The following is a 23,421-nucleotide window of genomic DNA, read 5'->3' on the forward strand; positions in this document are numbered from 1 at the left end:
TAAAGCGCTTTTGATCTGGCCTTGAATCCATTGTGGTGGTCTGTGCGTTGACTGGGATATGGCCCAGGAGGCGAGCCATGTCCCAGGCCTATTCCGCCGATTTGCGTGAGCGCGTTCTGGTCGCCTGCGAACGCGGCGACCTTCCTCAGGTCGAGATCGCCCGCCGCTTCCAGGTTTGCCCGGCCACCGTGTCGAACTGGCGCCGCCAGGAGCGCGAGGAAGGCCGGCGTGCTGCGAAGCCGCACAGTGGCGGCGTGCCCTCGCGCCTGGATGCGGCGGTTCTCGAGGTGCTGCGTCAGCTCGTGATCGAGGACAATGACGCACTGTTGCGTGAGTACCGTGAGCGCCTGGCTGAGCGAACGGGCGTGACGGTGTGCCTGGCGGTGATCTGCGAGGCGCTCAAGCGCCTCAAGCTGCGTCCGAAAAAAAGACGCTTCGGGCGGCCGAGCAGGAGCGGCCCGAGGTTGCTGCCGAGCGTGAGGCTTACCGCCAGCAGATGAGCGTGCTTCCCGCGGAACGCTTGGTGTTCCTGGATGAGAGCGGGGTAACGACTAAGATGGCCCGAACCCATGCGCGAGCCCCACGGGGGCAGCGGGCGTACGGCTCGATCCCGCTGGGCTCCTGGCAGCGGCTGACGGTCTTGGGTGCGCTCGCGTGTGAGGGCCTGGTTGCCACGATGAGCATCGAGGCCTCGACTTCTACCTCCGTGTTACTCGCCTATCTCGAGCAGATCCTGGTACCGGCTCTCAAACGCACCAAGTCGGATGCCATTCTGGTGATGGACAACCTGCGCCCGCACCACGCCATCGAAGTGCAGGACCTGCTCGATCAGGCTGGGATTGGACTGCTGTACCTGCCGCGCTACTCGCCCGAGTTCAACCCGATCGAGCACGCCTGGGCCAAGGTGAAAGAGCGGCTCAAAGCCAAAGCCGCACGCACTCTCGAAGCCTTGGAAGCAGAGCTCAAACCCGCCCTCGACAGCATCACCGCAAAAGATGCCAAAGGCTGGATCAGGCATGCCGGCTATGCTCTACACTGAAACCAAAAGCGCTTTAGTCTCATCACCGTAGCGGCAGGCCGCCCAGACTCCTCAACGAGCGTCGACCGCATCAGTCCTTCCGGTGGTCCGCAGAATGCTCTCGGCCTTTCGATGATCATGGCGATGCCTGGGAGATGGTAATGGCTCGACCACGCCTCCGTTCCCGGAGACGTCATCAAGACATTGATCCAGGTCAAGGCGGTTGCAGATCGACGTGCAATTCTTGGTGGCTCTTGAACCCTATAGTGGTTGCTCGAACCCGCCCGAAAGAGCAACTTGAGGCTTGTCCCATGGAAGGAAAGTCTTGCTCACCCTGACGATGAGGTGCGAGAGATGGCGAGAATGCTTTTGACAACAACGTTCGCAGCGGCATGCCTTATCGGCAGCCCGGCCCAAGCCGAAATCGTTGGGAAGGTTCGAACCGATTGGGTCGGCAACGATATCGTGATCGAGGCCATCCAGGATCCCAAGGTCCAGGGCGTGACCTGTCACCTGACCTATTTCGATCGCAGCCTGATCGACCGCTTGCAGCAGGGGAACTGGTTCGAAGATCCGTCCAACTCGGCCATCGCCTGTCAAACGACCGGACCAGTGACCATCGGCAACATCGACCTCGATCGTGCCGGTGAGGAGGTCTTTACCGAGAGCCGCAGCCTGATCTTCAAGAAGCTGGTGGTGAACCGCATCTATGACCGGCAGAACAACGCGCTGATTTACCTCGCTCATACCCGGCAGGTGCAACAGGGCAGCGCCAAGATGTCGATCTCGACCGTACCTCTCTACAACATGCAGGCGACCTGGACGAAAGGGCGCCCGCAGTAACAGATCAAGGGGGCTCCCGATTTGGTCCACGACTTTGATCTTCCCGTACTGATGATGCTTGAAGCGGAAATTGCCGGTCCATGGCGTACCGCGCCCGCTCGAACCCCGGCTTGATGGATTGGAAGCGATCGTGGAGGCACGCGACTACTCCGCCACCGAGACCTTGCGCGACGGGCGCAGCGTTGAAATCCGTACCCTCAGGCCCGAGGACCGGGCGAGCCTGCTCGCCTCCGTCGGGCGAACAAGCAAGCAATCCCTTTATCAGGCCGGAGGCCGCCTGGGTCTTCAGGGGACCGGGCGAGACAGCATGCACCCGAATATGTTTGTGCCCCAGTTCATAGGCGAGATAGCGGACGGCGCTTTCCAGCGCCGCCTTCACGGGACCCATGAGATTGTAGTTCGGCACCACCTTGTCGGCACCGTGGTAGCTCATGGCGAGAAGCGTGCCGCCCTCTTTCATCAGCGGTTCGGCCAAGCGGGCCATGCGGATGAAGGAATGGCAGGAGATATCCATCGCCACCTTGAAGCCTTCGTCCGAGCTGTCGACGAGCCGCCCCTGCAGATCCTCCTTCGGCGCGAACGCGATGGAATGCAGCGCGATGTCGAGGCTGCCCCAGGTCGTGCGGATCTGCTCGAAGACGCCCTCAAGCTGACCACTCTGCGCCACGTCGCAGGGCGCGAAGATCGCAGCCCCGAGTTCCTCGGCGAGAGGCTCGACAAAGGGCTTTGCTTTCTCGTTGAGATAAGTGACGGCAAGATCGGCGCCGAGCTCACGGAAGACCCGCGCACAGCCATAGGCGATCGAATGCTCGTTGGCGATGCCGACGACGAGGACCTTCTTGCCGTGCAGGATCTTCGATTGGATGGCGGCTTTGCTCAGTTCATTGGGTCGATCCTTCATGAGCTTCTCTATCTTGATCGCTATCGAACCGGGACTGGTCGGATCAGGACACCTCCTGGGGGCGTTTTCTCCTTCGCGTGACTGCTGGCCCAACCGCCCCTAGGCCGGGGCTAATCACATTGGTCGCCTGGCGCATGGCATCGGTCAGGACCGTTCTGACGTTGCGCAGGCGATCCTGGGCCGCTGTGTCAAGCGGACTAATGACTGTCACAACTCGTTCGAGCATGCTCCTCAACATTTCGATGTCGGCTGGCGTCGCTCGGGACAGCAGTTGGGGAAGTGCTGTGATTGCCGCGGCAGCGTCGAGCCGCATAAGGCGGGCCTGCTGCCGGATCGCCTGCTTGAACTCAGCCAACGATATGACCTTGGCATTCGAGACATTCTCCTCGCGTAGGCGGCGGATCAGGTTGAAACCGCGCTCATCGACCCAGCCGAGCGTGTCACCGATATAGTACAAGGCACGTACACCGGCCTCGAACAGGCCGCCCTTGGCCATCTCACGGCGCAGGCGGTCGGCCTCCGCCGCCCGGAACGCCCGATGCTCGGGCGTGTCACCGGGATGCTGTCGGGGTTCGCTCGTGTCCCTTGCATCCATGCCCGCCCAGGCCTGCACCCAGGGCGATCCGTAGATGACATTGAATGTCTGCTCATACATGTTGTCACGCCACAGGCGCCATTGATCGAGCGAGGCTTCAACTGCCCGGGAGAGCCTCTCCTGCTGGTGCAGAAGGGTATTGTCCGGGGACACCGGCTTGCGGTTCTCGCGCACCTTCTGTGCCTCGCCGGCGATCCAGCCCATCCATGGATTGCGATCCGAGGCGAGTTCATAGGGGACGCGCAGCGGATGCAGGCGTGCCAGATTGTGCGCCAATTGTGGCGTGACGCTTGCCCGGACCCACGGCTGGACGAAACTCCGATAAAGACTGAGGTTGATCTCCGAAATGCGTGCCACCGCGGCAAAGTGCCGGTCGCTCTCGACATCGGGCCTGACGATCTCCCGGACATCCGCCACGCTGCGCCTTTCCAACGACAGCACGTAATCGCCGTAGGCGAGATCCGAGTTGAGCGTGTCTGGGCCCTTTTCCCGCAACTCGGCCTGATAGATGCCGGACGGCAGGACGTCGACGAAGTCGATGTTCGCCTCGAACTCCTTGTGCTCCTTGCGGCCCACGCTGCCTGAGACAAAGATGCCAAGATGGCCGATGCTGTCGTGGAGAGCATAGACGATGGTCTGATTGTGCGCCCGCACGTCCTCATCATCCCGATAGAGGTCGGTGATCCAGCCGAGCGCCTGGGGCGGTGGCGAAATGTTATCGCCTTGGGAACAAAAAACCAGAATCGGAGACTGGATATTGCGCAAGTCGATGCGTATCCCGTCGGACGTGACAAGTCCCGCCGTGGATAGCTTGTTGCCGATGAACAGGTTGTCGACAATGTATTGTATCTCGACATCGTTCAGGAACACGTGGCCGCCCCAATACTTCTCGAACGCGAGATACCGCTCGCGCTCGGTGTCGACCTTTGAGAAGAGGTTGTACTGCTTGGTCCAGAGGGTATTGGTCGGGTTGAGGTTCTCGAAATTCTGAACGAGCCAGGCGCCGTCAAAGCGGCCTGCCCCCAGATCGCTGGTCAGGGCCGTCAGCCAGCTGCCGCCGAGCAGTCCGCCCGAGTAGCGCATCGGGTTCCGGCCAGGCCAGCCGGCCCAGTATGACACAGGCGATCCGGCGACGATGATCGGGCCGAACAGCTCGGGCCTGACCGCGGCAGTCATCAGAATCTGCCAGCCGGCCTGACAGTTAGCGATCACAACCGGCTTGCCTTCGCTCTCGGGATGCCGGGCGATCACCCGTTCCAGGAAGGCGGCATCGGCCCGCATGACGTCCTCGACGGTCTGGCCAGGCACAGGATCTGGGGTGAACCCGACAAGGTAGCAGGGATGGCCAGCCCCGAGAGCGGCGCCGATCTCGCTGTCAGCTTTGAAGCCGCCGATGCCAGGGCCATGCCCAGCTCGCGGATCGACCACCACGAAAGGGCGCTTGCGAGGGTCGATCTCAACCCCCTCGGGTGGAATGATGCGGGCAAGGCCATAGTTGACCGGCCGCTCCAATGTGGGGCCGAACATGACGATCTCAGCCTCAAAGCTCAGGACGTTCGGTGTAACCTGAGCCAGATGCTCCAAATACTGGTTGCCGCGTTCGCGCATGACATCGGCGTAGAGCAAGCCACGCTGCCAGAGGTCAATCGCGTACTCGGATGCGGCGTTGGCAAAGTTGACAGATTGGGACGTTGGCCGATCAAGCGTTCGTTGGAGATCCATGCCTACCTCCAGCAATTGAGATCTTCGAGCATCACCGTGGGTTCTTTTGATCCGATGGGACTCAACGGTCCAGCGCAACGGTCAGAATGCCACGACGGCGATACCTACACAGCTTTAACGGGCCGCCCATTCGATCAAGCGCTGTTTGGGTCAAGTCGGCTGCGTGAAACAAGGCAGGTTCCGCTTGAGATCTTTTCGGCCTGGCATCACGCCGCCGGACCCGGCACTCATGCACATAGGCCCATGCCTATTTCGTTTTAAGAATACCAGAATCAGCCCATGGCGGCTTTGATCGAGATCAATCAGACCTGCGCTCACCATTCGTAACAGCGTCGATAAAGGCTCGGCCCATTAGACTGTGGCAACCTCCACCGCGACATCGCCTCAATTTGCAGCGTATTCTAGCACATCGTGCCGATAAAGTGGATCCGGTTTTCGCTAGCGCGGTCCTTCGGATCCGCGTCGAGCGATGCGCCACTTTTGCCAAAGAGCAACGGATGAGTCTCGAAAGTGAATTCCAATTTCAGCTCTAAGGCTCTATACTCTAGGATGGCCCGAGACGGCGGCTGCGTTGCTGTGAGGCGGCGACGCTGCATCGGCGTTCGTATTGATCCAGATCAATGCGACCGGTTGCCTCTCACGCAAGAGTTCGCGTACCGGCATGACCTGGCCGATTTCGACCTACTGTGGGGAATCCGGGCCAAATTTCAGTCTTGCGAACCGGCCCCAGCTCTGGCCAGGACATAGCGCCTCCGAGGGAGAGTCGAATGTCCTTCCGACTGCAGACTGCTCGAGCTTTAGGCATTATTCTTACGTTTGTCTCCGTGCCGGTTGTCACATGGGCACTGGGTGTTTCCGACGGAAGACTCCTGATCGTTAGCGCGCAGGCGCAACCAAAACTGCCCGATCCTCTCGAAAAGGCCCGCACCGCGGTGGAAAGCCTGATCGCGCGGCTGCGCGGTAGCGAGATGCCCGAAGGCATCGTGAAAGCGAATGGCCGCCTTGAGGCAACACAAGTCGATGTCTCGGCGAAATATCCCGGCCGGCTGGCGACGTTGACCGTAGACGAGGGCGACGAGGTCACCGCCGGCCAAGTGGTCGGCACCATATCGTCGCCGGAGACAGAAGCCGAGCTGCGTTCCGCGCAGGCGCGGCTGCTCAAGGCGAAACAGCAGCTGACGGCAGTGACCGCGCTCATCGCACAAAGGCAGAGCGAGTTGGACACTGCCAGGGCGGATTACGATCGTGGCAAGAAGCTGCTTCAGACCGGGAACATCCCAATGCAGCTGCTGGATCAGCGCCGCAATCGAACCGATCAGGCGGACGCAGCCTATGTTGCAGCCAATGCTGATCGTGACGCCGCTGAATCGGAAATCAAGGCTGCAACGGGAGAGGTCGAGCGGCTCCAGTCGATCCTGGCCGACCTGGTTCTCCTGTCTCCGAGGAGTGGGCGCGTGCAGTACCGGCTCGCTCGCGCAGGTGAAGTGATCGGCGCAGGACAGCGCGTCTTGACCATCTTGGACCTCAAGGATGTCTACATGACGGTTTATCTGCCCGCGAAAGACGCCGGCAGGCTTTCGATAGGCGACGAGGCGCGCACGATTCTCGACCCGGTCCCGGAATATGTCTTTCCTTCCGCGGTCAGCTTCGTCGCCACGGAAGCCCAGTTCACGCCCAAGAGCGTGGAGACGGCCGAGGAGCGTGAGAAGCTGATGTTCCGTGTCAAGCTCCAGGCCGATCCCGCAGTTCTGGATAAATATCATCGCGCCGTGAAGACCGGCATTCGTGGCCTCGGCTTTGTCCGCACCGATCCCAAGATTGCCTGGCCCGACGAGCTTAACGTGAAGCTTCCCCAATGACCGACTTCATCATCAGGCTCGAGCAGGTCACGCACCGTTACGGAAAGACAGTCGCCCTCGACGATCTCACGCTCGACATCCCTGCTCGCTGCATGGTCGGGCTGATCGGGCCGGACGGCGTCGGCAAATCCACCTTGCTGGCGCTGGCCTCCGGCGTCCGCAAGATTCAGAGTGGAAAGGTGATCGCGCTTGACGGAGACATGGCAGATGAGGGCCATCGCCGGGCGAGCTGCAATCGGATTGCCTACATGCCGCAAGGGCTCGGCCGCAACCTCTACCCGACGCTCAGTATTTTCGACAACATCGATTTCTTCGGCCGGTTGTTCGGACAGGGTGCCGCCGAGCGGCGCACGCGCATCGACGACCTCCTGCACGCAACCGGCCTCGATCCGTTTCCGGACCGCCCCTGCGGCAAGCTGTCGGGAGGCATGAAGCAGAAGGTCAGCCTGTGCTGTTCGTTGATGCACGATCCGGATCTGTTGGTCCTCGACGAACCGACGACAGGCGTTGACCCCCTCTCCCGCCGGCAGTTCTGGGAGCTGATCAGCTCGATCCGCGTCCGTCGGCCGAATATGAGCGTGATCGTCGCCACCGCCTACATGGACGAGGCCAGTCAATTCGACTGGCTGGCTGCGATGGACGATGGCAAGGTCATTGCGCAGGGTGCGCCGAAGGAGATCCTCGCTCGGGCGGGAAAGGGCAACCTCGACGACGCCTTCATCGCGCTGCTTCCGCCGGAGAAACGGGCCGCACACCAGGAGGTTGTCGTTCGGCCGCGGGTCGCGACTGATGACGAGACTCCCGCCATCGAAGTAGAGGGACTCACACGCCGCTTCGGCGATTTCGTTGCGGTCGATCATGTAAGCTTTCGCATCGGGCGCGGCGAGATTTTCGGCTTTCTCGGCTCGAATGGCTGCGGCAAGACAACAACCATGAAAATGATGACAGGGCTTCTTCCCGTCACCGAAGGCTCGGCGAAACTGTTCGGGGAGCCGATGGGCGCCGCCGACATCGAAGCGCGTCAGAACGTCGGATACATGTCGCAGGCATTCTCGCTCTACAACGAGCTCACCGTTCGACAGAATCTCTACCTGCATGCACACCTCTACCATCTCCCTCCGAACGAGGTGGAGGAACGGATCGCGGAGCTGCTGGAGCGCTATGATCTGAAGAGTGTGGCCGAGGCCAAGCCAGAGAGCCTGCCGCTTGGCCTGAAGCAGAGACTTCAGCTTGCCGTGGCCGTGCTGCACCGGCCGCCCATCCTCATTCTCGACGAGCCCACCTCTGGCGTCGATCCCGTCGCGCGAGACGCGTTCTGGCGCACGCTGATCGATCTCTCGCGCGATGACGGCGTTACCATCTTTCTTTCGACCCATTTCATGAACGAGGCCGACCGCTGCGATCGCATCTCGCTGATGCATCGCGGCCGGGTGCTGGCGGTCGGCGCGCCGCAGGAGCTGGTGAGGGAGCGCGGCAGCAAGTCGCTCGAGGACGCCTTCATCTCCTATCTGGAGGAGGCGGCCGCCGCGGAAGAAGAAAAGACGAAACAGGAAAAGAAAACCCAGCCGGCGCCACAACCGACAGCAGAAGTGGCAACTCCACCGTCAAGGCATGCCTCCGTCCATGGCTCGAGGCGCTTCGATCCCGGCAGGCTATGGGCTTATTCTCGGCTCGAGACCATGCAGATCTTACGGGATCCCATTCGGTTGACTTTCGCGTTGCTTGGTCCTGTCATCCTGATGTTCGCCATGGGCTTCGGCATTACCTTCGACGTCGAGAACCTGAAATACGCAGCCTTCGACCAGGACCGGACCCCGGAAAGCCGGCGGCTGCTCGAGAACTTCTCCGGATCCCGTTACTTCTCCGAGCAGCCCCCGATCAGCTCCCCCGCGGAGGTGGAGCAGCGGATGAGAAGCGGAGAGCTGGCGGTCGTCATTGAAATTCCCGAGGGCTTCGGCCGGGACCTTGCAAGCGCGCGTCCACCCGATGTTGCCGTCTGGGTCGATGGGGCCATGCCCTTCCGCGGCGAGACCGCCAAAGGCTACGTGACCGGCCTGGCCCTGCAGTACGCCAGGGATCTCGTCACGGAACGCCTCGGCCCGAACACAGCTTCGAACGTCTACCTCGGTGGGCTCAATCTGGAAAATCGTTTCCGCTACAACCAGGCCTTCAAGAGCGTCTTCAGTATGGTCCCGAGCGTCATCATGATGATGCTGGTCCTGATACCTGCCATCATGGCGACGGTTGCCGTCGTCCGCGAGAAGGAGACGGGGTCAATCGCCAACTTCCGCTCGACGCCTGTCAGCAAGCTCGAGTTCCTGGTCGGCAAGCAGTTCCCTTACATCGCTGTCGCCATGGTGTCTTTCGGCCTCCTGCTGCTGATGTCGTACTTTGTCTTCCATGTCCCCATTACAGGAAGCTTCGGCGCGCTTGTGCTGGGAGCTCTGATCTATGTGACCGCGACGACCGCGTTCGGCCAACTCATCTCGACCTTCACCCAGACACAAGTCTCGGCCATTTTCGCGTGCGTCGTCCTCTCGGTCATTCCGACCGTGAATTTCTCAGGCCTGCTCGTGCCCGTATCGTCCCTCTCCGGTCAGGGAAGACTTATCGGGATGGCGTTTCCGGCCGCCTGGTTTCAGCCCATCACGATCGGGATCTTCGACAAGGCCCTTGGCTTTGCGGATGTGTGGGGCAGTCTGCTCGTCATCGCAGGCTTCGCGCTCGTCTATCTCTTGGCGGCCCTTACAGTGCTGAAGAAGCAGGAGGCCTGAGATGTTGCAGAACAGCCAGGCAGCCCCTCCGCAACAACTCACCCCTGAGCAGGTGACGCGTCCACAACGGTCCAAGCCAAAACAGGTGAGTGCATTCCGCACGCATCTGGCGAATATCTTTCAGCTGCTGATCAAGGAGTTGCGCAGCATCCGCTCCGACCCGATCTTGCTGGTACTGGTCGCCTATGCGTTCACCTTTGCCATCTACGCCGCCGCCACCGGTGCTAGGACCGAAGCGACCAATCTTGCCGTCGGATTGGTCGACGAAGATCGTTCCGACCTGTCGCGCCGCATTGCGGACGGTCTCACACCCCCGACATTCCAGCCTGCCGTGGACATCGCCGCGACCGAGATCGACTCGTCGATGGAGGCGCAACGTTTTGTCTTCGTCATCGAGATTCCGCCAAAGTTCCAGACGGATATTCTGGCCGGGCGGCAGCCCTCGGTTCAAATCAATGTCGATGCCACCGCCGTCGCCCAGGCTTTCCTTGGCATGACGTACATTCAGAATGTCATCGTCAACTATGTCTCGGATTTCGTTACCGGACGTGAAGGGCTGGTCGGCATACCGGTCAAATTTGTGACCCGCGTCAAGTTCAATCCGAACATGGAGTCGAGCTGGTTCACCTCGGTGATGCAGATCATCAGCAATCTCACCATGCTAACCGTCATCCTGACCGGCGCAGCACTCATCCGAGAGCGTGAGCAAGGCACTGTGGAGCACCTCCTGGTGATGCCCGTGGTTCCGGTCGAGATCATGCTTGCGAAGATCCTGGCGAACGGGATCGTTATTCTCGTAGCGGCTCAACTGTCGCTGATGTTTGTCGTGCAATGGTGGCTCAAGGTGCCGATTGCCGGATCGCCCCTGCTGTTCCTCGCCGGTTCCTGTATCTTTGTCATCGCTGTGGCGGCGCTTGGAATCTTTCTTGGTACGGTCGCCTCCACAATGGGCCAGTTCGGCCTTCTTGCCTTACCCGTGCTGCTAGTGCAGATGCTGCTCTCCGGCAGTACGACACCGATGGAAAGCATGCCGGTCTGGCTGCAGTACGTGATGAAGACCATCAGCCCGACACCGCATTTCGTGGAGTTTGCCAAGAATGTGCTCTATCGCGGCGCGGCCTTCCCGCTCGTCTGGCAACAGCTTTTGGCCGTTGGTGTTATTGGCGCTGTCTATTTCGGCTTTACCCTGCACCGCTTCCGCCGGGTTATTTTCGGAAGCTGAAAGATCGGACTGCAATAGCCGGTGGATTGAATGCCGGTTGTGATCCTGAGCGACGTCGATGGGGTGCGTGAACCTTCGAGGAGGAAGTCATGGACAAGATGATCATGGTTGTCTTCGACAATGAGACGAAAGCCTATGAAGCATCTCGAGCGCTTGCGGACCTGCACCGCGAGGGCAGTCTGGCTGTCTATTCGGGCGCAGTGATTGTGAAGGATGCCGGCGGGCAGGTATCGGTCAGGCAGGCGGGTGATCAGGGACCGCTTGGGACGGCGCTCGGTATGGCAACGGGCGCATTGATCGGCGCTTTGGGCGGCCCAGTTGGCCTCGCGGCAGGGGCAGCGGTCGGCGCGGTCGGCGGCTCGTTCGCTGATCTCGTCAACCTCGGTGTCGGCGTGGATTTCCTCGACGATGTCTCCCGGCAGCTCAGTCCAGGCAAGGCTGCCATCGTCGCCGAGATCGAAGAGGAATGGGTCACACCGCTCGATACCCGCATGGAAGCGCTTGGCGGCACCATATGCCGGAGACCGCGCGCTGAAGTTATCGATGTGAAGATGGAGCGCGACGCAGCATTGCTGCAAACCGAATTCGACAAGCTTCAGGCCGAGCTCGATCAGGCCCATGGCGAGGCGAAGGCCAGGCTGCAGGCGAAGGTCAAAGATGCCAAGGCGAGGCTGAAGGTTGCGCAGAATCGCGCCAGGGCGCAAGCCGACGAAATGGACCGAGAGGTACAAGCCAAAATCTGGGCTCTGCACGATCAGGCGTCGAGGGCCGCGGGCGATGCGAAGGCGCGCATCGAGAAGCGGATCGACGAGATGAAGGCTGACTACCAAGTTCGGTCCGATAAGCTGCGACAGGCCTGGCACCTCACGCGGGAAGCGCTTACCACGTCGTCCTCGGCGCAACGTCGCTGAATCCCTTGCCGCCGTACCGCATTCCAGCGGCTTTCTCAGCCGGAGGAGCGGTACAGCGGCAAGTTCACGCCGGAGCTCCTCGCCGTTCAAAGTGACTGAGATCGACCTCTGCCATCCGGCCTATGGCAGCCTACGGTTCACCTCAGGCTTCATGGCATCATCATGAGAGCAACGGACGTGCAGTCGGGCTCACGCCCGATGTTTCAAGGTGGTGTTTCGAGAATCTTTTCACAAAAAACCGTTTTCACTATCGTGTTCGATACTCAAAGTGGGTCACCATAAGTCTTGCGACGCAGGAAATGCCAAGTGCGAGGCGGAGGAGGCTGCTCGCGATGACGCAGACGAAGTTTCAGGCCCTCGGTTACCCTGAATGGGCTGGTCACCGACAGATGGAGTATCGGAAGGCTAAAAATGAGTAGGGCCATGCTTCGGGAGATGTCGCGGCCACGGCGTCGGGCTTCGGACGGGGCGAATCCTGTGCAGACTGCCAGTGCACGGCTCGCGCCATCTCACATTTGCCTCTTTTTGTCCCTAATCGCTATTCGTGCGCCATATTTGGCATCGAGTTCTCCACGAAGCACGAGGGCCGGGTTTCAACCGGAGCGGGGACGAGCAGATGGACAAAGCGCTTGCGGTACTGAGGGCCGGATTACGGCTTTGCGCGATTGTGCCCTTGGGCATGGCGCTGGCTTCCTGCTCGGGATTAGGGCTGATGTCAGGCGTCGGAGATGCCAAGCCGCACGTCGGCGTGGCCAGTGCGCATCTCCGGCCCGTTCACGGCGTGGACATCTCACGATGGCAAGGAAAGGTGGACTGGGCAGCCCTGCGTGACGGAGGCACCCGCTTCGCCTTCATCAAGGCCACTGAGGGCGGGGATCACATCGATCCGAGGTTCGCCGAGAACTGGGAAGGCGCCCGCAACGCGGGTGTCCTGCGTGGCGCCTATCACTTCGTGTATTGGTGCCGGCCTGCCGAGGAGCAGGCTGCCTGGTTCAGGAGGAACGTGCAGCCGGAGGCCGACGCTCTCCCTCCGGTGCTTGATGCCGAATGGAACGGCGCGTCTCCTTCCTGTGGCAGGAAGATCCCGCGTGACAAGGCGTTGGCCATGATCCGGGTCATGTTGCGCGAGATGGAGGCCCACACGGGCAAGAAACCGATCATCTACACGGACGTCACCTTCCACAGGGAAGTCCTCGAGGGCGAGTTCAAGGACTATCCGTTCTGGATACGAAGCACCGCCGCCGAGCCGCAGGTCCGCTACAACGACCGTCAGTGGACCTTCTGGCAGTTCACGACCACGGGAAGGGTTCCCGGCGTTGCCGGAAACGTGGACCGCAACGCCTTCCATGGCACCGAGGCGCAGTGGAGCGATTTCGTAGGCGGCTCCGCCAATATCCAGATCGCAGAGGGCACGATATCCAAAGGAGCGAAGAGCGTCACCGAGGCATCGTGGTCAGGGCTTCCCGACGACTGAGGGAGCGCGGGCTACTTTCGGGAACGAGGTTGCCGAAAGCGGATGGGCAAGCCCGTCTGTTCGGACATGAGAGATCGTTCAGCACGCTCTCGATCACTGCGGTCATGCGCCGCTAACGGTGCATGACGACTTTCATCGTACCCACGTCGACCACGGCAGGCGTGTTGGTGACCTCGCCACCGATGCCGCAGCCTGGGTTCTGATGCTGACGCCGCAACAGGCCTGTCGCAAGGCCGGCATGGCATCCAAGCACTTCTGGCTCCGAAAGCTGTTGCAGAACTTTTGGCGACCTACTTAGAGCCTTTTTCGGCGGAGCTGATCCGGTTCACCGTCAAGAATGCGGCCGAGCCAAAGAGAAGAGCTGATTCCACGCAAGGGGAATCAGCTCTAAGCAGTTGCTACCGATGCGCTTTGTCAGGCCACATTCAATCCTGCTCAAGTTGCCGGGATAGGGCCTCACGCCTGCTGCATGCCCCCTCTTCCATGCGGCGAGCCATGGCAATAGCGCCGGAAGGGGGCCTCCGCACCCAGAGCCGGCCGCTCCGGGCCTTTTCGAAGCCATATTGGTAGAGCCTTTGCATATAGGCTGTGTCGAAACCCGCCGAGGTTGAGGACGGCACATCCTGGTCGATGAAGGTCAGGTTGAACCGGAAGCCATTTCGCTGGGCGGCGGCATAGGTTCCAAAGAGGACGGCCCTTGTCTGTGCTTTGACGGATGTCGAGGCCGCCCGCCCGCCGATCTCCGCGGCCCTGTCCGGCACGACCTGGAAATCTGGATCGATCTTGTTGTTCATCAGCACATAGACATTCACGCGTGGTCCCCGGAGCGGTGGTGCGCTCGAGAGCAACACCACGTCCGGCAACGTGAACACGGGTGCCATGACTGCGCCATCGACATGCATCTCTTCGAAGCGCCTGCCGTTTGCCTCGGCGTCGATGAGCCTGGGGGGAAACACGCCAGGCACGCTTGCGGACGCCGCCAGAACATCGCGGAAGAGGCCGAGGGCCTGCGGCGAGCCACTCGATGCGATCCGGCCCATGTCCCAGATCACCGCCCGCTGCGAATCCAGATTTGTCGTGACGACAAACAACCGCCGGCCGTTCGCGTGCGCGGCCGCGACCTCGGCCAGCATCGCGTCATCCACGGAGCGGGCGATCAGTTCGCGCAGGCGCCTGCCCCCGAACAGGGAAGAGCCAAAGACGACGTTCAGAAGGTCCGGAGAGTCGAGAAGGCTCTCGGCGACACCGCTGGTGTAAACCTCACGCAGCTTGGCGTCATACGACGGGCCGAGAAACGCAAAGGGCGCAATAAGGGCGCCGGTGCTGACACCCGATACGAAGGTAAATTCAGGCCGGGTTCCAGTCGCCGTCCATCCGTTTAGGACGCCTGCCCCGTACGCCCCGTAGGCACCGCCCCCGGACAGAGCCAGGTAGGTGAGCGGCATCCGGGTCGGCCTTGCCGCGAGGGAGGCCGCGAGAGCGCTTGCATCGGCACGGAACGCTGCAGCGGGCTCGTCAGCGTATCTGCGGACTCCTGGAATGCCCAGGACTTCGGACGAGGCTGCATCGACGGCCGTATAGGGCGTTCGTGGAAGTGTTCCGCACGCAGCAAGGCTGAACAGCCCGAGGAGCCCCATGGTCGCTCCCATGGACCAGGATCGCCGTTTCAGTTCAGAGAGACTGGGCCAAGTGCATCGCATCGTGGACCTACCTCGTGCTCGTGGATCTCGCAGGATGGACTGCCGTCAACTCAACGATGTCGGAGCGGTCGGACAGTCGCTACGCCGTTCTGTCTCGGCCGAGCTTTACGCGGCCATCAACAGAGTGACCACGATCGCGTCGTCGACACCCACCTCGGGAGGCGATCAGACACGGTACAACTGTGCCGCGCGGCAAAAATACCGTCAAGTTGGCCGGGTGGTCACAGGAAGCGAGCAAAGGTGGAGGATGGGACCGTCTCGCCATGCTCGTTCTGCCACCCACCGCCATCCTACGGCAGTCATCAGGAGGATGGATCGAAACCGTTGCTGCGAACTTTTGGGGCGGTATCTGAATTGATGCACGAGGGCACGTGCCAAACGGCGAAGGGTAATTTAGGGTCAAGCTAGGAAACGCCCTGCCCTATGGAAAGCTTCCTATTCCGTCTCTCAGCAGGCACGCGCCTTGCTCCCGGGATGCGCCAGCAAGTCGCCCTCCGCCCTGCTTTATCTTTTCAGTCCACCGGCAGCGCTGTCTCGGGCCTGCGATAGGCGAAGTGCAGCTATCATTCTTGCGCCCGGAGTCGGCATCGGCCAGTGGAGTTTCTGGGATGAGGTCCGATGACCTACTCGCCCCGCTTCACCCGCACCCACTCCCGTTTGAGGATCGCTTGCGAGACCTGGATGATTTCGCGGCTGACGATGTCGATACATTCCTCGATATTCCCGTCGGGCGAGGGTGATCGAAGCTGGTCGACCGCTTGGCTCATCAAACCCTTGAGCTGCTGATGATCTCTCTCCAGCGGGTTCAACATGAGATCGATCTTGGACACGGTCCGCAGCAGGCTCTCCACGCGTCTGAACAGCTCGGCATCCCGGGCGATGACGGTGCCGATCGGCTCTTCCACAGTGTGGCGCACGGCTGCCGTGGTGAGAAGCTGCGAATTGAGGCTTGCCACAAGGTCGCGCATCGTCTCGATCCACCTCTGTCGGTTGACCGACAGCACGTTTGCCTTGAACTCGATTCTCGCGTTCCTCGTGTTGACGAAGGCGCCGGCAATCGAGGCGATCATCGCGTTGCTTGCGAAGACCAGGGTGATCCATTGCGGATTGATGTCCATGATCGTTATCCTCGGATTTGGGCTTTCGCTGGCTCCTTCGACATTGATTCCGGGTGTCCGCTAGCTGGACAGACGGACCGGGGACGAAAGGCTACGGTCCATGGCATCAGCTCATCGGCTCGTTGCACTCTACGCTGCTTCATGCGCCGCCTCCACGAATGGCTCTTCCTTGAACTGGGAGGGTGCCTTGATGCGGAACCAGGCCACGTACAGCGCCGGCAGGAACAGGAGCGTCAGCAGCGTGCCCATGATGATGCCGCCCATCATGGCGTAGGCCATCGGTCCCCAAAACACCTCGCGTGAGATCGGGATCAGCGCCAGGCTCGCCGCCGCCGCGGTCAGCAGGATCGGCCGCGTCCGGTGCATGGTGGCCTCGACCACAGCCTCCCATGCGGCCCAGCCCTCCCGCCGCAGGTCCTCGATCTGCACAACCAGGATCACCGAGTTGCGGATCAGGATTCCGACCAGCGCCAGCACGCCAAGGATCGCCACGAAGCCCAGAGGAGCCCCGCTGGGCAGCATCGCCGCCACCACGCCGATCAGCCCAAGTGGGGCGACCGCCACCACCAGGAACAGCCGCGAGAAGCTCTGGAGCTGAACCATCAGGATCGTCGCCATGATGAACAGCATGAGCGGGACCACCGCCGCAATTGGCCCTTGGGACTTGGCGCTCTCCTCCACGGGACCGCCTATAGCTACCTGATAGCCCGCCGGGAGCGTGCGGACGAACTCCCGCACCTTGGGCTCGAGCTGCTGTACCACTGTCGCCGGCTGGGTCGTGTCGGCGATGCTGCCCCTGACGGTGATGGTCGGCAGCCGGTTGCGGCGCCAGATCACCGGCTGCTCGAGTTCGTAATGGAAGGTCGCGACGGCCGCCAGCGGCACGGACTGGCCGCTCCGGCCCGGCAGTTGCAGGTTCTGGAGCGTCTCGATCGACTGCCGCTCGGCCGAGCGCGCCCGATCGACCACGTCGACCAGATAAATCGAGTCGCGCACCTGGGTGATGCTCTTGCCGCCCACGATGCCGTTGAGGGCTCCAGCGATGTCCTGCGAGGTTACGCCGAGCTGGCGGGCCTTATCCTGGAGCACATCTACCTTCACGACTCGGGCGGGCTCGTTCCAATTGAAGCCGATGTCGGCGACCAGGGGATGCTCGCCCACGAGAGTCGCGAGCTGCTGGGCCAGCTCCCTCACCTTCTGGACATCGGGCCCGCTGAGCCGGTACTGCACCGGACGTCCGGCCGGCGGCCCCAACGCCAACAGGTCCACGTAAACGTCCATGCCGGCGAACTCCTGTCGGGCCAGGGTCTTGATCCTGGTCCGGAGGCGCTCACGGGCCTCGATGCTCTTGGTGACGATGACGATCTGGCCGTAGTTGGGGTTCGCCGGCTGAGGGTCGAACGAGAGGATGAACCGCACGGCGCCCTGGCCGACATAGGACGACCAGTGATCGATGTCGGGGTCGCCCGCGAGCTTGGCCTCGAAGCGATCCATCTGCGCCTTCGTCTCGGCGATTGAGGCGTTCTGCGGCAAGGTGAAGTCGACGAGGAGCTCGTTGCGGTCCGAGGACGGGAAGAATTGCTGCTGGACGAAACGCATGCCGTAGAGCGAGGCGCCGAACATCGCAACCGTCACGCCGATGGTGAGCCAACGCCAGCGCATGGCCCCGACGAGGACCTGCGAGAACATCGTCCCGAGGCGGCTCGGCCTGTCATGATGTTTCTTCATCGTATTCGGGAGCAGCGTCACGCCGAGCAAGGGTGCGAACAGCACCGCGACGATCCACGACAACAACAGCGAGACCGCGATCACCACGAACAACGTGAAGGTGTACTCGCCCGCGTTGCTGCTGTTGAGGCCGACCGGGATGAAGCTCGCGACGGTGACAAGTGTTCCAGTGAGCATCGGGAACGCCGTGGAGGTGTAGACGGCGGTGGCGGCCTTGCGCAGGGTGTCGCCGGCCTCAAGCCGTGCCACCATCATCTCGACGGCGATCATGGCGTCGTCTACGAGAAGACCGAGCGCGATGATGAGAGCCCCGAGCGAGATGCGCTGCAGCGAGATGCCGAGATACTGCATGACCATGAAGGTCATGGCGAGCACGAGCGGGATCGACAGCGCGACCACGAACCCGGCCCGCATGCCGAGACTGACGAAGCTGACCACCAGCACGATCGCCACAGCCTCGAACAGAGCCTTGGTGAAGCCTCCGACTGCTTCCTCGACCACAACGGGTTGATCGGCCACGAGATGCACGCCGACGCCGATGGGCAGTTCGCCGATGATCCGATCCATCTGCTTCTCCAGCGCCTTGCCGAACTCCAGCAGGTTCGCGCCGGTCTTCATGCCGATGGCAAGCCCGATGGCAGGCTGGCCGTTGAACCGGAACAATGCCTGCGGGGGGTCGACATAACCGCGGCGAATGGTGGCGATGTCGCTGAGGCGGAAGAAGCGGTCGTTGATGCGCAGGTTGAGGCCGCGCAGGCTTTCCTCCGACGTGAACTGTCCCGTCACCCGGACGCTGATGCGCTCAGCACCGGCCTGAATGACGCCGGAGGGCGTGATGGCGTTCTGGGCCTGGAGCGTCTGAACCACATCCTGCTCGCTGATGCCGAGGGCGGCGATCTCGCGTGTCGAGAACTCCAGAAAGATCACCTCGTCCTGGACGCCGATCAGGTTGACCTTGCCGACATTGGGCACCGTGAGCACCTTGGCCCGGACGTCCTCGACATAGTCGCGCAATTGCCGCTGCGTCAATCCGTCGGCAGTGAATGCGTACACGTTGCCGAATACGTCGCCGAAATCGTCATTGAAGAAGGGCCCCACGACACCTTGGGGAAGCTCCCGTCTGACGTCGTTGACCATGTTCCGAACCTTCATCCAGACGCCCGGCACGTCGCGGCTTTTGACCGTGTCCTTCAAGTTGACGTAGATCACGGTCTGGCCCGGCGTGGTCTGGCTGCGGACGTAGTCGAGCGAGTCGAGCTCCTCGAGCTTCTTCTCGATCCGGTCGGTGATCTGGCGGGCGGTGTCCTCGACCGTGGCGCCGGGCCACTGAGCGGCAATCACCATCGTCTTGATGGTGAACGATGGGTCCTCCTCGCGACCCAGGGTCATGTACGCGAGGACGCCGGCGATGGCTGACACGATCATGAAGTACCAGACGAGGGAGCGATGCTCGAGCGCCCAGTCGGACAGGTTGAAACGGCTTTTCATTGGGAAGCCTCGTCTGCGATCTTGACTGCTTGATTGAAGGTCAGGCTGTGCACGCCGGCGGTGACCACACGCGTGCCGGGTGTAAGCCCATCCATGACCCGGACGGCGGCCCCGTCCCTGGCGACAATCGTCACGGCGCGGGTCGACACCGTCCGGAGGGCCGGGTCGACGACCCACACCATCGTCCTGCCGTCCCGCTCCAGCAGGGCCGAGACGGGCAGCTCCATGCCCAGGACAGCGCGCGTCCTGACCGTCGCGGTGATGGTCGTTCCAAGCCGGAAAGTCTCCGGCGGATTGGCGAGGGTGATCCTCACCCGCTGCGTGCGGGTGGTGGGATCCGCCTGCGGGGCGATCTCCCGCACCGATCCGGTCGCCTGCATAGAGGGGTCCAATTGCAGGGCGATGTCCAAACGATCGCCTGGCTTGAGTTCCCGCGCGATGCTGTCGGGCAGATCGACCACCGCTTCGCGGATGTCCGGGCGAGCCACGGTGACGACCGTCTGTCCCGGCTGGACCACCTGACCGAGCTCCGCCGCAGTGACGGTGACAGCACCATCGAAATCGGCGCGCAGCTCGGTGTAGCCGAGTTGCTCCTGGGCTTTGTCGAGGTTTGCCTTGGCACTCGTGACGCCGGCCTCCGCGGTCTCGCGGGCCTCCCTCGCAGCGTCGTACTGGGCCTGGTTGGCAATGTTCTGCTGGAGCAGCGTGCGTTGGCGGGTTTCGGTCGCGGCGGCATTCTCCAGGCGGGCGGTGGCGCTTGCGAGGTCGGCCTGCGCCGATCGCACCGCAAGCTGGTAGGCGACCGGATCAAGCGTGGCGAGGCGCTGCCCCTTCCTGACGATGTCACCGACATTGACGTCACGGCTGATGATGCGTCCGAGCACCCGGAAGCCAAGATCGGATCTGTATCGGGGCTCGACGGTTCCGGCGAAGCCTGCCGTCTGTAAGGCCTGTGAGGTCACTGCGATGGAGAGAACCGGCCGGGGTGCCGGCGCCTCGGCGTGCTGCTGGTCCTGGCAGGCGGCGAGCAAGCCAACCGAGCCCAGGGCTGCCAGGGATATGAGGATCGGTTTCATAGGGCCGCTCCTTCGGTGAACGCGACAACCTGTCGGGGCCGCAGGAACTGTGCCCCGGCGGTCACGACGACCTCGCCAGGCTCGAGACCCTCTCGCACGACGACCTTTCCAAGATCGTAGCCTTCGACGGTGATGGTCTTCAGCGACACCGTTTTGGTCTGAGGATCGACTGTCCACACGGCCGCGTGCCCATTCTCGCTGGAAAGGGCGCTCCACGGGACCATCACGAGCTCACGGAGCTGGAACCGGCCTTCACCAACGATGGCAGCCCCAAGTGTCATTGACGCCGGCGGATGCTCGATGCCGACCTTGACTTTAACGGTGCCGCTGGATGGATCCACGGTCGGTGAAACCTCGCGCACAGTGCCCTTGGCTTTGACGGCCGGATCGGACACCAGCGTCAATGCGATCGCGGGATCGGCGGGTTCGCGGGTAAAGATCGACTCGTAGACGTTGAACACCGCGTCGCGCGGGCCATCCTGGGCGATCGAGAAGACAGTCTGCGCCACTTGCACCACCTGCCCCGCCTCAGCGGTCCGGGCCGTGATGACACCGGCAACGCCCGCCCGCAGGACCGTGTCGGAAAGATGGTCGCGGGCGGTGCCGAGCTGCGCCTTCGCATTGTCGAGCGCGGCCTGGGCCGTGAGGTAGGCTTCCTGGGCTTGGTCATGCTCTCGCTTGGTCGTGTAGCCCCTGGTGAGGAGGACCTCCTGACGTTTGTAGGTGGAGGTCGCCTGGCGGAGCGTGGCTTCGGCAGCCTGAACGGCGGCCTCGGCGGCGGTCAGCGTTGCCTGCTGTTGCTGCGGATCGAGTCTGGCCAGCACCTGGTCGGCGGTCACGTGGTCGCCGACATTGACCAAGCGTTCGCTGATGCGGCCAGCCACCCGAAAGGACAGATCGCTCTCGACCTGAGCGCGAACCTCACCCGTCAATCGCACGGGCGGCGCATAATCGGCTAAGGCAACCGTCTCGACCTGCACCATGGTCGGACGGCTCTGCGGCTGGCTCGTCTGTTTCTGGCAGGCGGCAAGCCCCAGGGCAATCACCGCCATTGAGGCTGCCGGGGCAAAGCGGCAGGTGTCTGCACGGAAGCAGGAAGTCATCGATCCACTCGGCTGTTAGCACTGCTGGTTGCGAAATTGCGGGCAATGAGGTGGCAGGCGACCTCAAATCCCGCGTGGCTCCCGTGGCGCGTCCGGTTGCGGTCGGCAGATTGCGCCACGGAGGCCGGTCTGTTGGGCGTGACGACGCCAACCTCGATCACACTGGCATCCTTCTCCGGACCGGCCTCCAAAGGAGACGCAAGCACATAGGAACTGATCGAATGCCAGTTGCATTAGAGCCTTCCATCCGAACGACCCTATTGTGGGTGGTCGCTGAGGCTGAGGAGCGGGCGTATCGTGCTGCCCTATCTCATATTGAACGTATAAGTCATTTCGACTATATAGTCAATACGAAATTTGAGAAGTCGTGTAATGAGGATTCCCCATGGCGAAGATTGACGCGGCCCGCAGGGCAGAGATCGGTCGGGAGAAGCGTGCCAGGACACGGTCGCAGATCCTCGAAGCGGGCACGATGCTCCTTGCCGAGCGGCCGCCCGAGGCGCTCACGGTGGATGCGATCGTGGAAGCGGCGGGCGTCGCGAAGGGGACGTTCTACTATCACTTCCAGAGCATCGAGGAGCTGGCTGCCGCGGTAGGCGCAAAGCTCGGGGAGAGCTTTGACGATCTGTTGACCGCCGCCAGACTTGAGCTGCCCGATCCCATCGCGCGTCTGTCCTTTGCCTTCACGCAATTCCTGGAGAAGGCGACCTCGGATCCTGCCTGGGCACGGCTTGTGGTCCAGAGCGCGCAGACTCCTACTGAGTTCGCCCGCGGCATTCGCGCTCATCTCAAGGCCGATCTCACTGAGGCGATCGACCAGGGCCGCCTGACCATTCGGGACGTGGAACTGGCTGCCGACATCGTCCTCGGCATCTGGCTCCAAGTCGTGCGTGGCAGTCTTGAGGGACGGGCCGCGTCGGATCTGTCTGACTTGGCTCTCGGTGCCGTTCTGCGCGCCCTCGGGGCGTCCCAGCCGATGATGGGAATCGTGTCTGACGGGGTTGGCTAGTCAAGCCGGACAACGACCTAATCCCGTCCGCTTGGCGGGCGGATGTGCCACGGCAGGTATCTGGGCTCGACCAGATAAGCGAAGATTTTCTGCCGAGGTCTGGATCGACCTGTCACTTCGCGGTCCAGCCGCCATCCATCGAGATGTTCGCACCCGAGATCTGGCTCGCCGCGTCCGAGCACAGGAACACGGCCAGCGCCGCGACCTGATCGACGGTCACGAACTGCTTGGTGGGCTGCGCCTCCAGCAGCACGTCGTTGATCACCTGCTCCTTGGTCAGCCCGCGCGCCTTCATGGTGTCGGGGATCTGCTTTTCGACCAGCGGCGTCCAGACATAGCCGGGGCTGATGCAGTTGACCGTGATCCCGTCGGTCGCCACCTCGAGCGCCACCGTCTTGGTGAGGCCGGCGATGCCGTGCTTGGCCGCCACATAGGCCGACTTGAACGGCGAGGCCACGAGCGAATGGGCCGAGGCCGTGTTGATGATGCGGCCCCATTGGCGCGCCTTCATGCCCGGCACCGCGGCGCGGATCGCGTGGAACGCGGACGACAGGTTGATGGCGATGATCTGGTCCCATTTCTCGACCGGGAAGTTCTCCACCGGCGAGACGAACTGGATGCCCGCGTTGTTGACGAGGATGTCGACGCCCCCGAAGGTGCGCTCGGCCAGGCGGATCATCTCCTCGATCTCGTGCGGCTTCGACATGTCGGCCGGCGAATGGATCGCCTTGACGCCGAACTCGCTCTCGATGGCGGCACGCTCCTTCTCGATGGCGTCCGCATCGCCGAAGCCGTTGATGACCACATTGGCGCCCTCCTTGGCGAGAGCGCGGGCGATGGCGAGGCCGATGCCGCTGGTCGAGCCTGTCACGACAGCAGT

At 62.2% G+C, this 23,421-nt stretch carries 18 protein-coding genes; 9 read left to right on the plus strand and 9 right to left on the minus strand.

Features of this window, described 5'->3' with window-relative positions:
* Positions 1-77 precede the first annotated feature (77 nt).
* From DDF70_RS28385 to DDF70_RS28395, 3 genes are all read left to right on the plus strand, one after another.
* Complete coding sequence (locus DDF70_RS28385) at positions 78-500, plus strand: helix-turn-helix domain-containing protein (RefSeq protein WP_114946109.1); 423 nt, start codon at positions 78-80, stop codon at positions 498-500.
* Positions 389-1,039, plus strand: coding sequence for an IS630 family transposase (locus DDF70_RS28390; RefSeq protein WP_245435536.1), 651 nt, complete (start codon positions 389-391; stop codon positions 1,037-1,039). The genes DDF70_RS28385 and DDF70_RS28390 overlap by 112 nt, the downstream gene beginning before the upstream one ends.
* A gap of 333 nt (positions 1,040-1,372) precedes the next feature.
* Positions 1,373-1,861: a CreA family protein gene (locus DDF70_RS28395; protein ID WP_114948077.1), complete on the plus strand. Its 489-nt coding sequence runs from the start codon at positions 1,373-1,375 to the stop codon at positions 1,859-1,861.
* Between the two features lie 4 nt (positions 1,862-1,865).
* On the opposite strand, the gene fabI is transcribed toward DDF70_RS28395, so the two are convergent.
* Entirely contained in the window at positions 1,866-2,762 is an 897-nt protein-coding gene (gene fabI, locus DDF70_RS28400; protein ID WP_245435676.1) for an enoyl-ACP reductase FabI, read from the minus strand.
* A 43-nt stretch (positions 2,763-2,805) separates the two neighbouring features.
* The gene (locus DDF70_RS28405) at positions 2,806-5,079 is read right to left on the minus strand and encodes a DUF3141 domain-containing protein (protein ID WP_114948078.1); all 2,274 of its coding nucleotides are present in this window, start codon (positions 5,077-5,079) and stop codon (positions 2,806-2,808) included.
* A gap of 767 nt (positions 5,080-5,846) precedes the next feature.
* On the opposite strand from DDF70_RS28405, the gene DDF70_RS28415 reads away from it, so the two are divergent.
* From DDF70_RS28415 to DDF70_RS28435, 5 genes are all read left to right on the plus strand, one after another.
* A complete protein-coding gene (locus DDF70_RS28415) occupies positions 5,847-6,938 on the plus strand; it encodes an HlyD family secretion protein (RefSeq protein ID WP_114948080.1) in 1,092 nt (363 codons plus the stop codon).
* On the plus strand, positions 6,935-9,712 hold the full coding sequence (gene rbbA, locus DDF70_RS28420) for a ribosome-associated ATPase/putative transporter RbbA (RefSeq protein ID WP_114948081.1): 2,778 nt from the start codon (positions 6,935-6,937) through the stop codon (positions 9,710-9,712). The genes DDF70_RS28415 and rbbA overlap by 4 nt, the downstream gene beginning before the upstream one ends.
* Position 9,713: 1 nt before the next feature.
* Positions 9,714-10,934, plus strand: coding sequence for an ABC transporter permease (locus DDF70_RS28425; RefSeq protein WP_114948082.1), 1,221 nt, complete (start codon positions 9,714-9,716; stop codon positions 10,932-10,934).
* Between the two features lie 89 nt (positions 10,935-11,023).
* On the plus strand, positions 11,024-11,845 hold the full coding sequence (locus tag DDF70_RS28430; protein ID WP_114948083.1) for a DUF1269 domain-containing protein: 822 nt from the start codon (positions 11,024-11,026) through the stop codon (positions 11,843-11,845).
* Between the two features lie 616 nt (positions 11,846-12,461).
* Entirely contained in the window at positions 12,462-13,319 is an 858-nt protein-coding gene (locus DDF70_RS28435) for a glycoside hydrolase family 25 protein (protein ID WP_114948084.1), read from the plus strand.
* Positions 13,320-13,431: 112 nt separating this feature from the next.
* Here DDF70_RS28435 and DDF70_RS37020 read toward each other — a convergent pair whose 3' ends face one another.
* The 6 genes from DDF70_RS37020 to DDF70_RS28465 form a co-directional block, all read right to left on the minus strand.
* Complete coding sequence (locus DDF70_RS37020; RefSeq protein WP_162820738.1) at positions 13,432-13,572, minus strand: hypothetical protein; 141 nt, start codon at positions 13,570-13,572, stop codon at positions 13,432-13,434.
* 172 nt (positions 13,573-13,744) lie between these two features.
* Positions 13,745-14,968, minus strand: a complete 1,224-nt coding sequence (locus tag DDF70_RS28445; RefSeq protein WP_114948085.1) for a patatin-like phospholipase family protein — start codon at positions 14,966-14,968, stop codon at positions 13,745-13,747.
* Positions 14,969-15,642: 674 nt separating this feature from the next.
* The gene (locus tag DDF70_RS28450; protein WP_114948086.1) at positions 15,643-16,137 is read right to left on the minus strand and encodes a hypothetical protein; all 495 of its coding nucleotides are present in this window, start codon (positions 16,135-16,137) and stop codon (positions 15,643-15,645) included.
* A 129-nt stretch (positions 16,138-16,266) separates the two neighbouring features.
* Entirely contained in the window at positions 16,267-19,353 is a 3,087-nt protein-coding gene (locus DDF70_RS28455) for an efflux RND transporter permease subunit (RefSeq protein ID WP_114948087.1), read from the minus strand.
* A complete protein-coding gene (locus DDF70_RS28460) occupies positions 19,350-20,429 on the minus strand; it encodes an efflux RND transporter periplasmic adaptor subunit (RefSeq protein ID WP_114948088.1) in 1,080 nt (359 codons plus the stop codon). The genes DDF70_RS28455 and DDF70_RS28460 overlap by 4 nt, the downstream gene beginning before the upstream one ends.
* Positions 20,426-21,532, minus strand: coding sequence for an efflux RND transporter periplasmic adaptor subunit (locus DDF70_RS28465; RefSeq protein WP_114948089.1), 1,107 nt, complete (start codon positions 21,530-21,532; stop codon positions 20,426-20,428). The genes DDF70_RS28460 and DDF70_RS28465 overlap by 4 nt, the downstream gene beginning before the upstream one ends.
* Positions 21,533-21,917: 385 nt before the next feature.
* On the opposite strand from DDF70_RS28465, the gene DDF70_RS28470 reads away from it, so the two are divergent.
* Entirely contained in the window at positions 21,918-22,541 is a 624-nt protein-coding gene (locus DDF70_RS28470) for a TetR/AcrR family transcriptional regulator (protein WP_114948090.1), read from the plus strand.
* A gap of 112 nt (positions 22,542-22,653) precedes the next feature.
* On the opposite strand, the gene DDF70_RS28475 is transcribed toward DDF70_RS28470, so the two are convergent.
* Positions 22,654-23,421, minus strand: a 768-nt coding sequence (locus DDF70_RS28475; protein ID WP_114946950.1) for a 3-hydroxybutyrate dehydrogenase, incomplete at its 5' end; no start/stop codon positions are given.

Source organism: Microvirga calopogonii (assembly GCF_003347665.1).
GTDB lineage: Bacteria > Pseudomonadota > Alphaproteobacteria > Rhizobiales > Beijerinckiaceae > Microvirga > Microvirga calopogonii.

What these genes read in the sequence shown, in the direction of transcription:
- DDF70_RS28385 (WP_114946109.1), top strand. Translation starts at nt 78, where the DNA reads ATGTCCCAGGCCTATTCCGCCGATTTGCGTGAGCGCGTTCTGGTCGCC.
- DDF70_RS28395 (WP_114948077.1), top strand. Translation starts at nt 1,373, where the DNA reads ATGGCGAGAATGCTTTTGACAACAACGTTCGCAGCGGCATGCCTTATC.
- fabI (WP_245435676.1), bottom strand. Translation starts at nt 2,762, where the DNA reads ATGAAGGATCGACCCAATGAACTGAGCAAAGCCGCCATCCAATCGAAG.
- DDF70_RS28405 (WP_114948078.1), bottom strand. Translation starts at nt 5,079, where the DNA reads ATGGATCTCCAACGAACGCTTGATCGGCCAACGTCCCAATCTGTCAAC.
- DDF70_RS28415 (WP_114948080.1), top strand. Translation starts at nt 5,847, where the DNA reads ATGTCCTTCCGACTGCAGACTGCTCGAGCTTTAGGCATTATTCTTACG.
- rbbA (WP_114948081.1), top strand. Translation starts at nt 6,935, where the DNA reads ATGACCGACTTCATCATCAGGCTCGAGCAGGTCACGCACCGTTACGGA.
- DDF70_RS28425 (WP_114948082.1), top strand. Translation starts at nt 9,714, where the DNA reads ATGTTGCAGAACAGCCAGGCAGCCCCTCCGCAACAACTCACCCCTGAG.
- DDF70_RS28430 (WP_114948083.1), top strand. Translation starts at nt 11,024, where the DNA reads ATGGACAAGATGATCATGGTTGTCTTCGACAATGAGACGAAAGCCTAT.
- DDF70_RS28435 (WP_114948084.1), top strand. Translation starts at nt 12,462, where the DNA reads ATGGACAAAGCGCTTGCGGTACTGAGGGCCGGATTACGGCTTTGCGCG.
- DDF70_RS28445 (WP_114948085.1), bottom strand. Translation starts at nt 14,968, where the DNA reads ATGGGAGCGACCATGGGGCTCCTCGGGCTGTTCAGCCTTGCTGCGTGC.
- DDF70_RS28450 (WP_114948086.1), bottom strand. Translation starts at nt 16,137, where the DNA reads ATGGACATCAATCCGCAATGGATCACCCTGGTCTTCGCAAGCAACGCG.
- DDF70_RS28455 (WP_114948087.1), bottom strand. Translation starts at nt 19,353, where the DNA reads ATGAAAAGCCGTTTCAACCTGTCCGACTGGGCGCTCGAGCATCGCTCC.
- DDF70_RS28460 (WP_114948088.1), bottom strand. Translation starts at nt 20,429, where the DNA reads ATGAAACCGATCCTCATATCCCTGGCAGCCCTGGGCTCGGTTGGCTTG.
- DDF70_RS28465 (WP_114948089.1), bottom strand. Translation starts at nt 21,532, where the DNA reads ATGACTTCCTGCTTCCGTGCAGACACCTGCCGCTTTGCCCCGGCAGCC.
- DDF70_RS28470 (WP_114948090.1), top strand. Translation starts at nt 21,918, where the DNA reads ATGGCGAAGATTGACGCGGCCCGCAGGGCAGAGATCGGTCGGGAGAAG.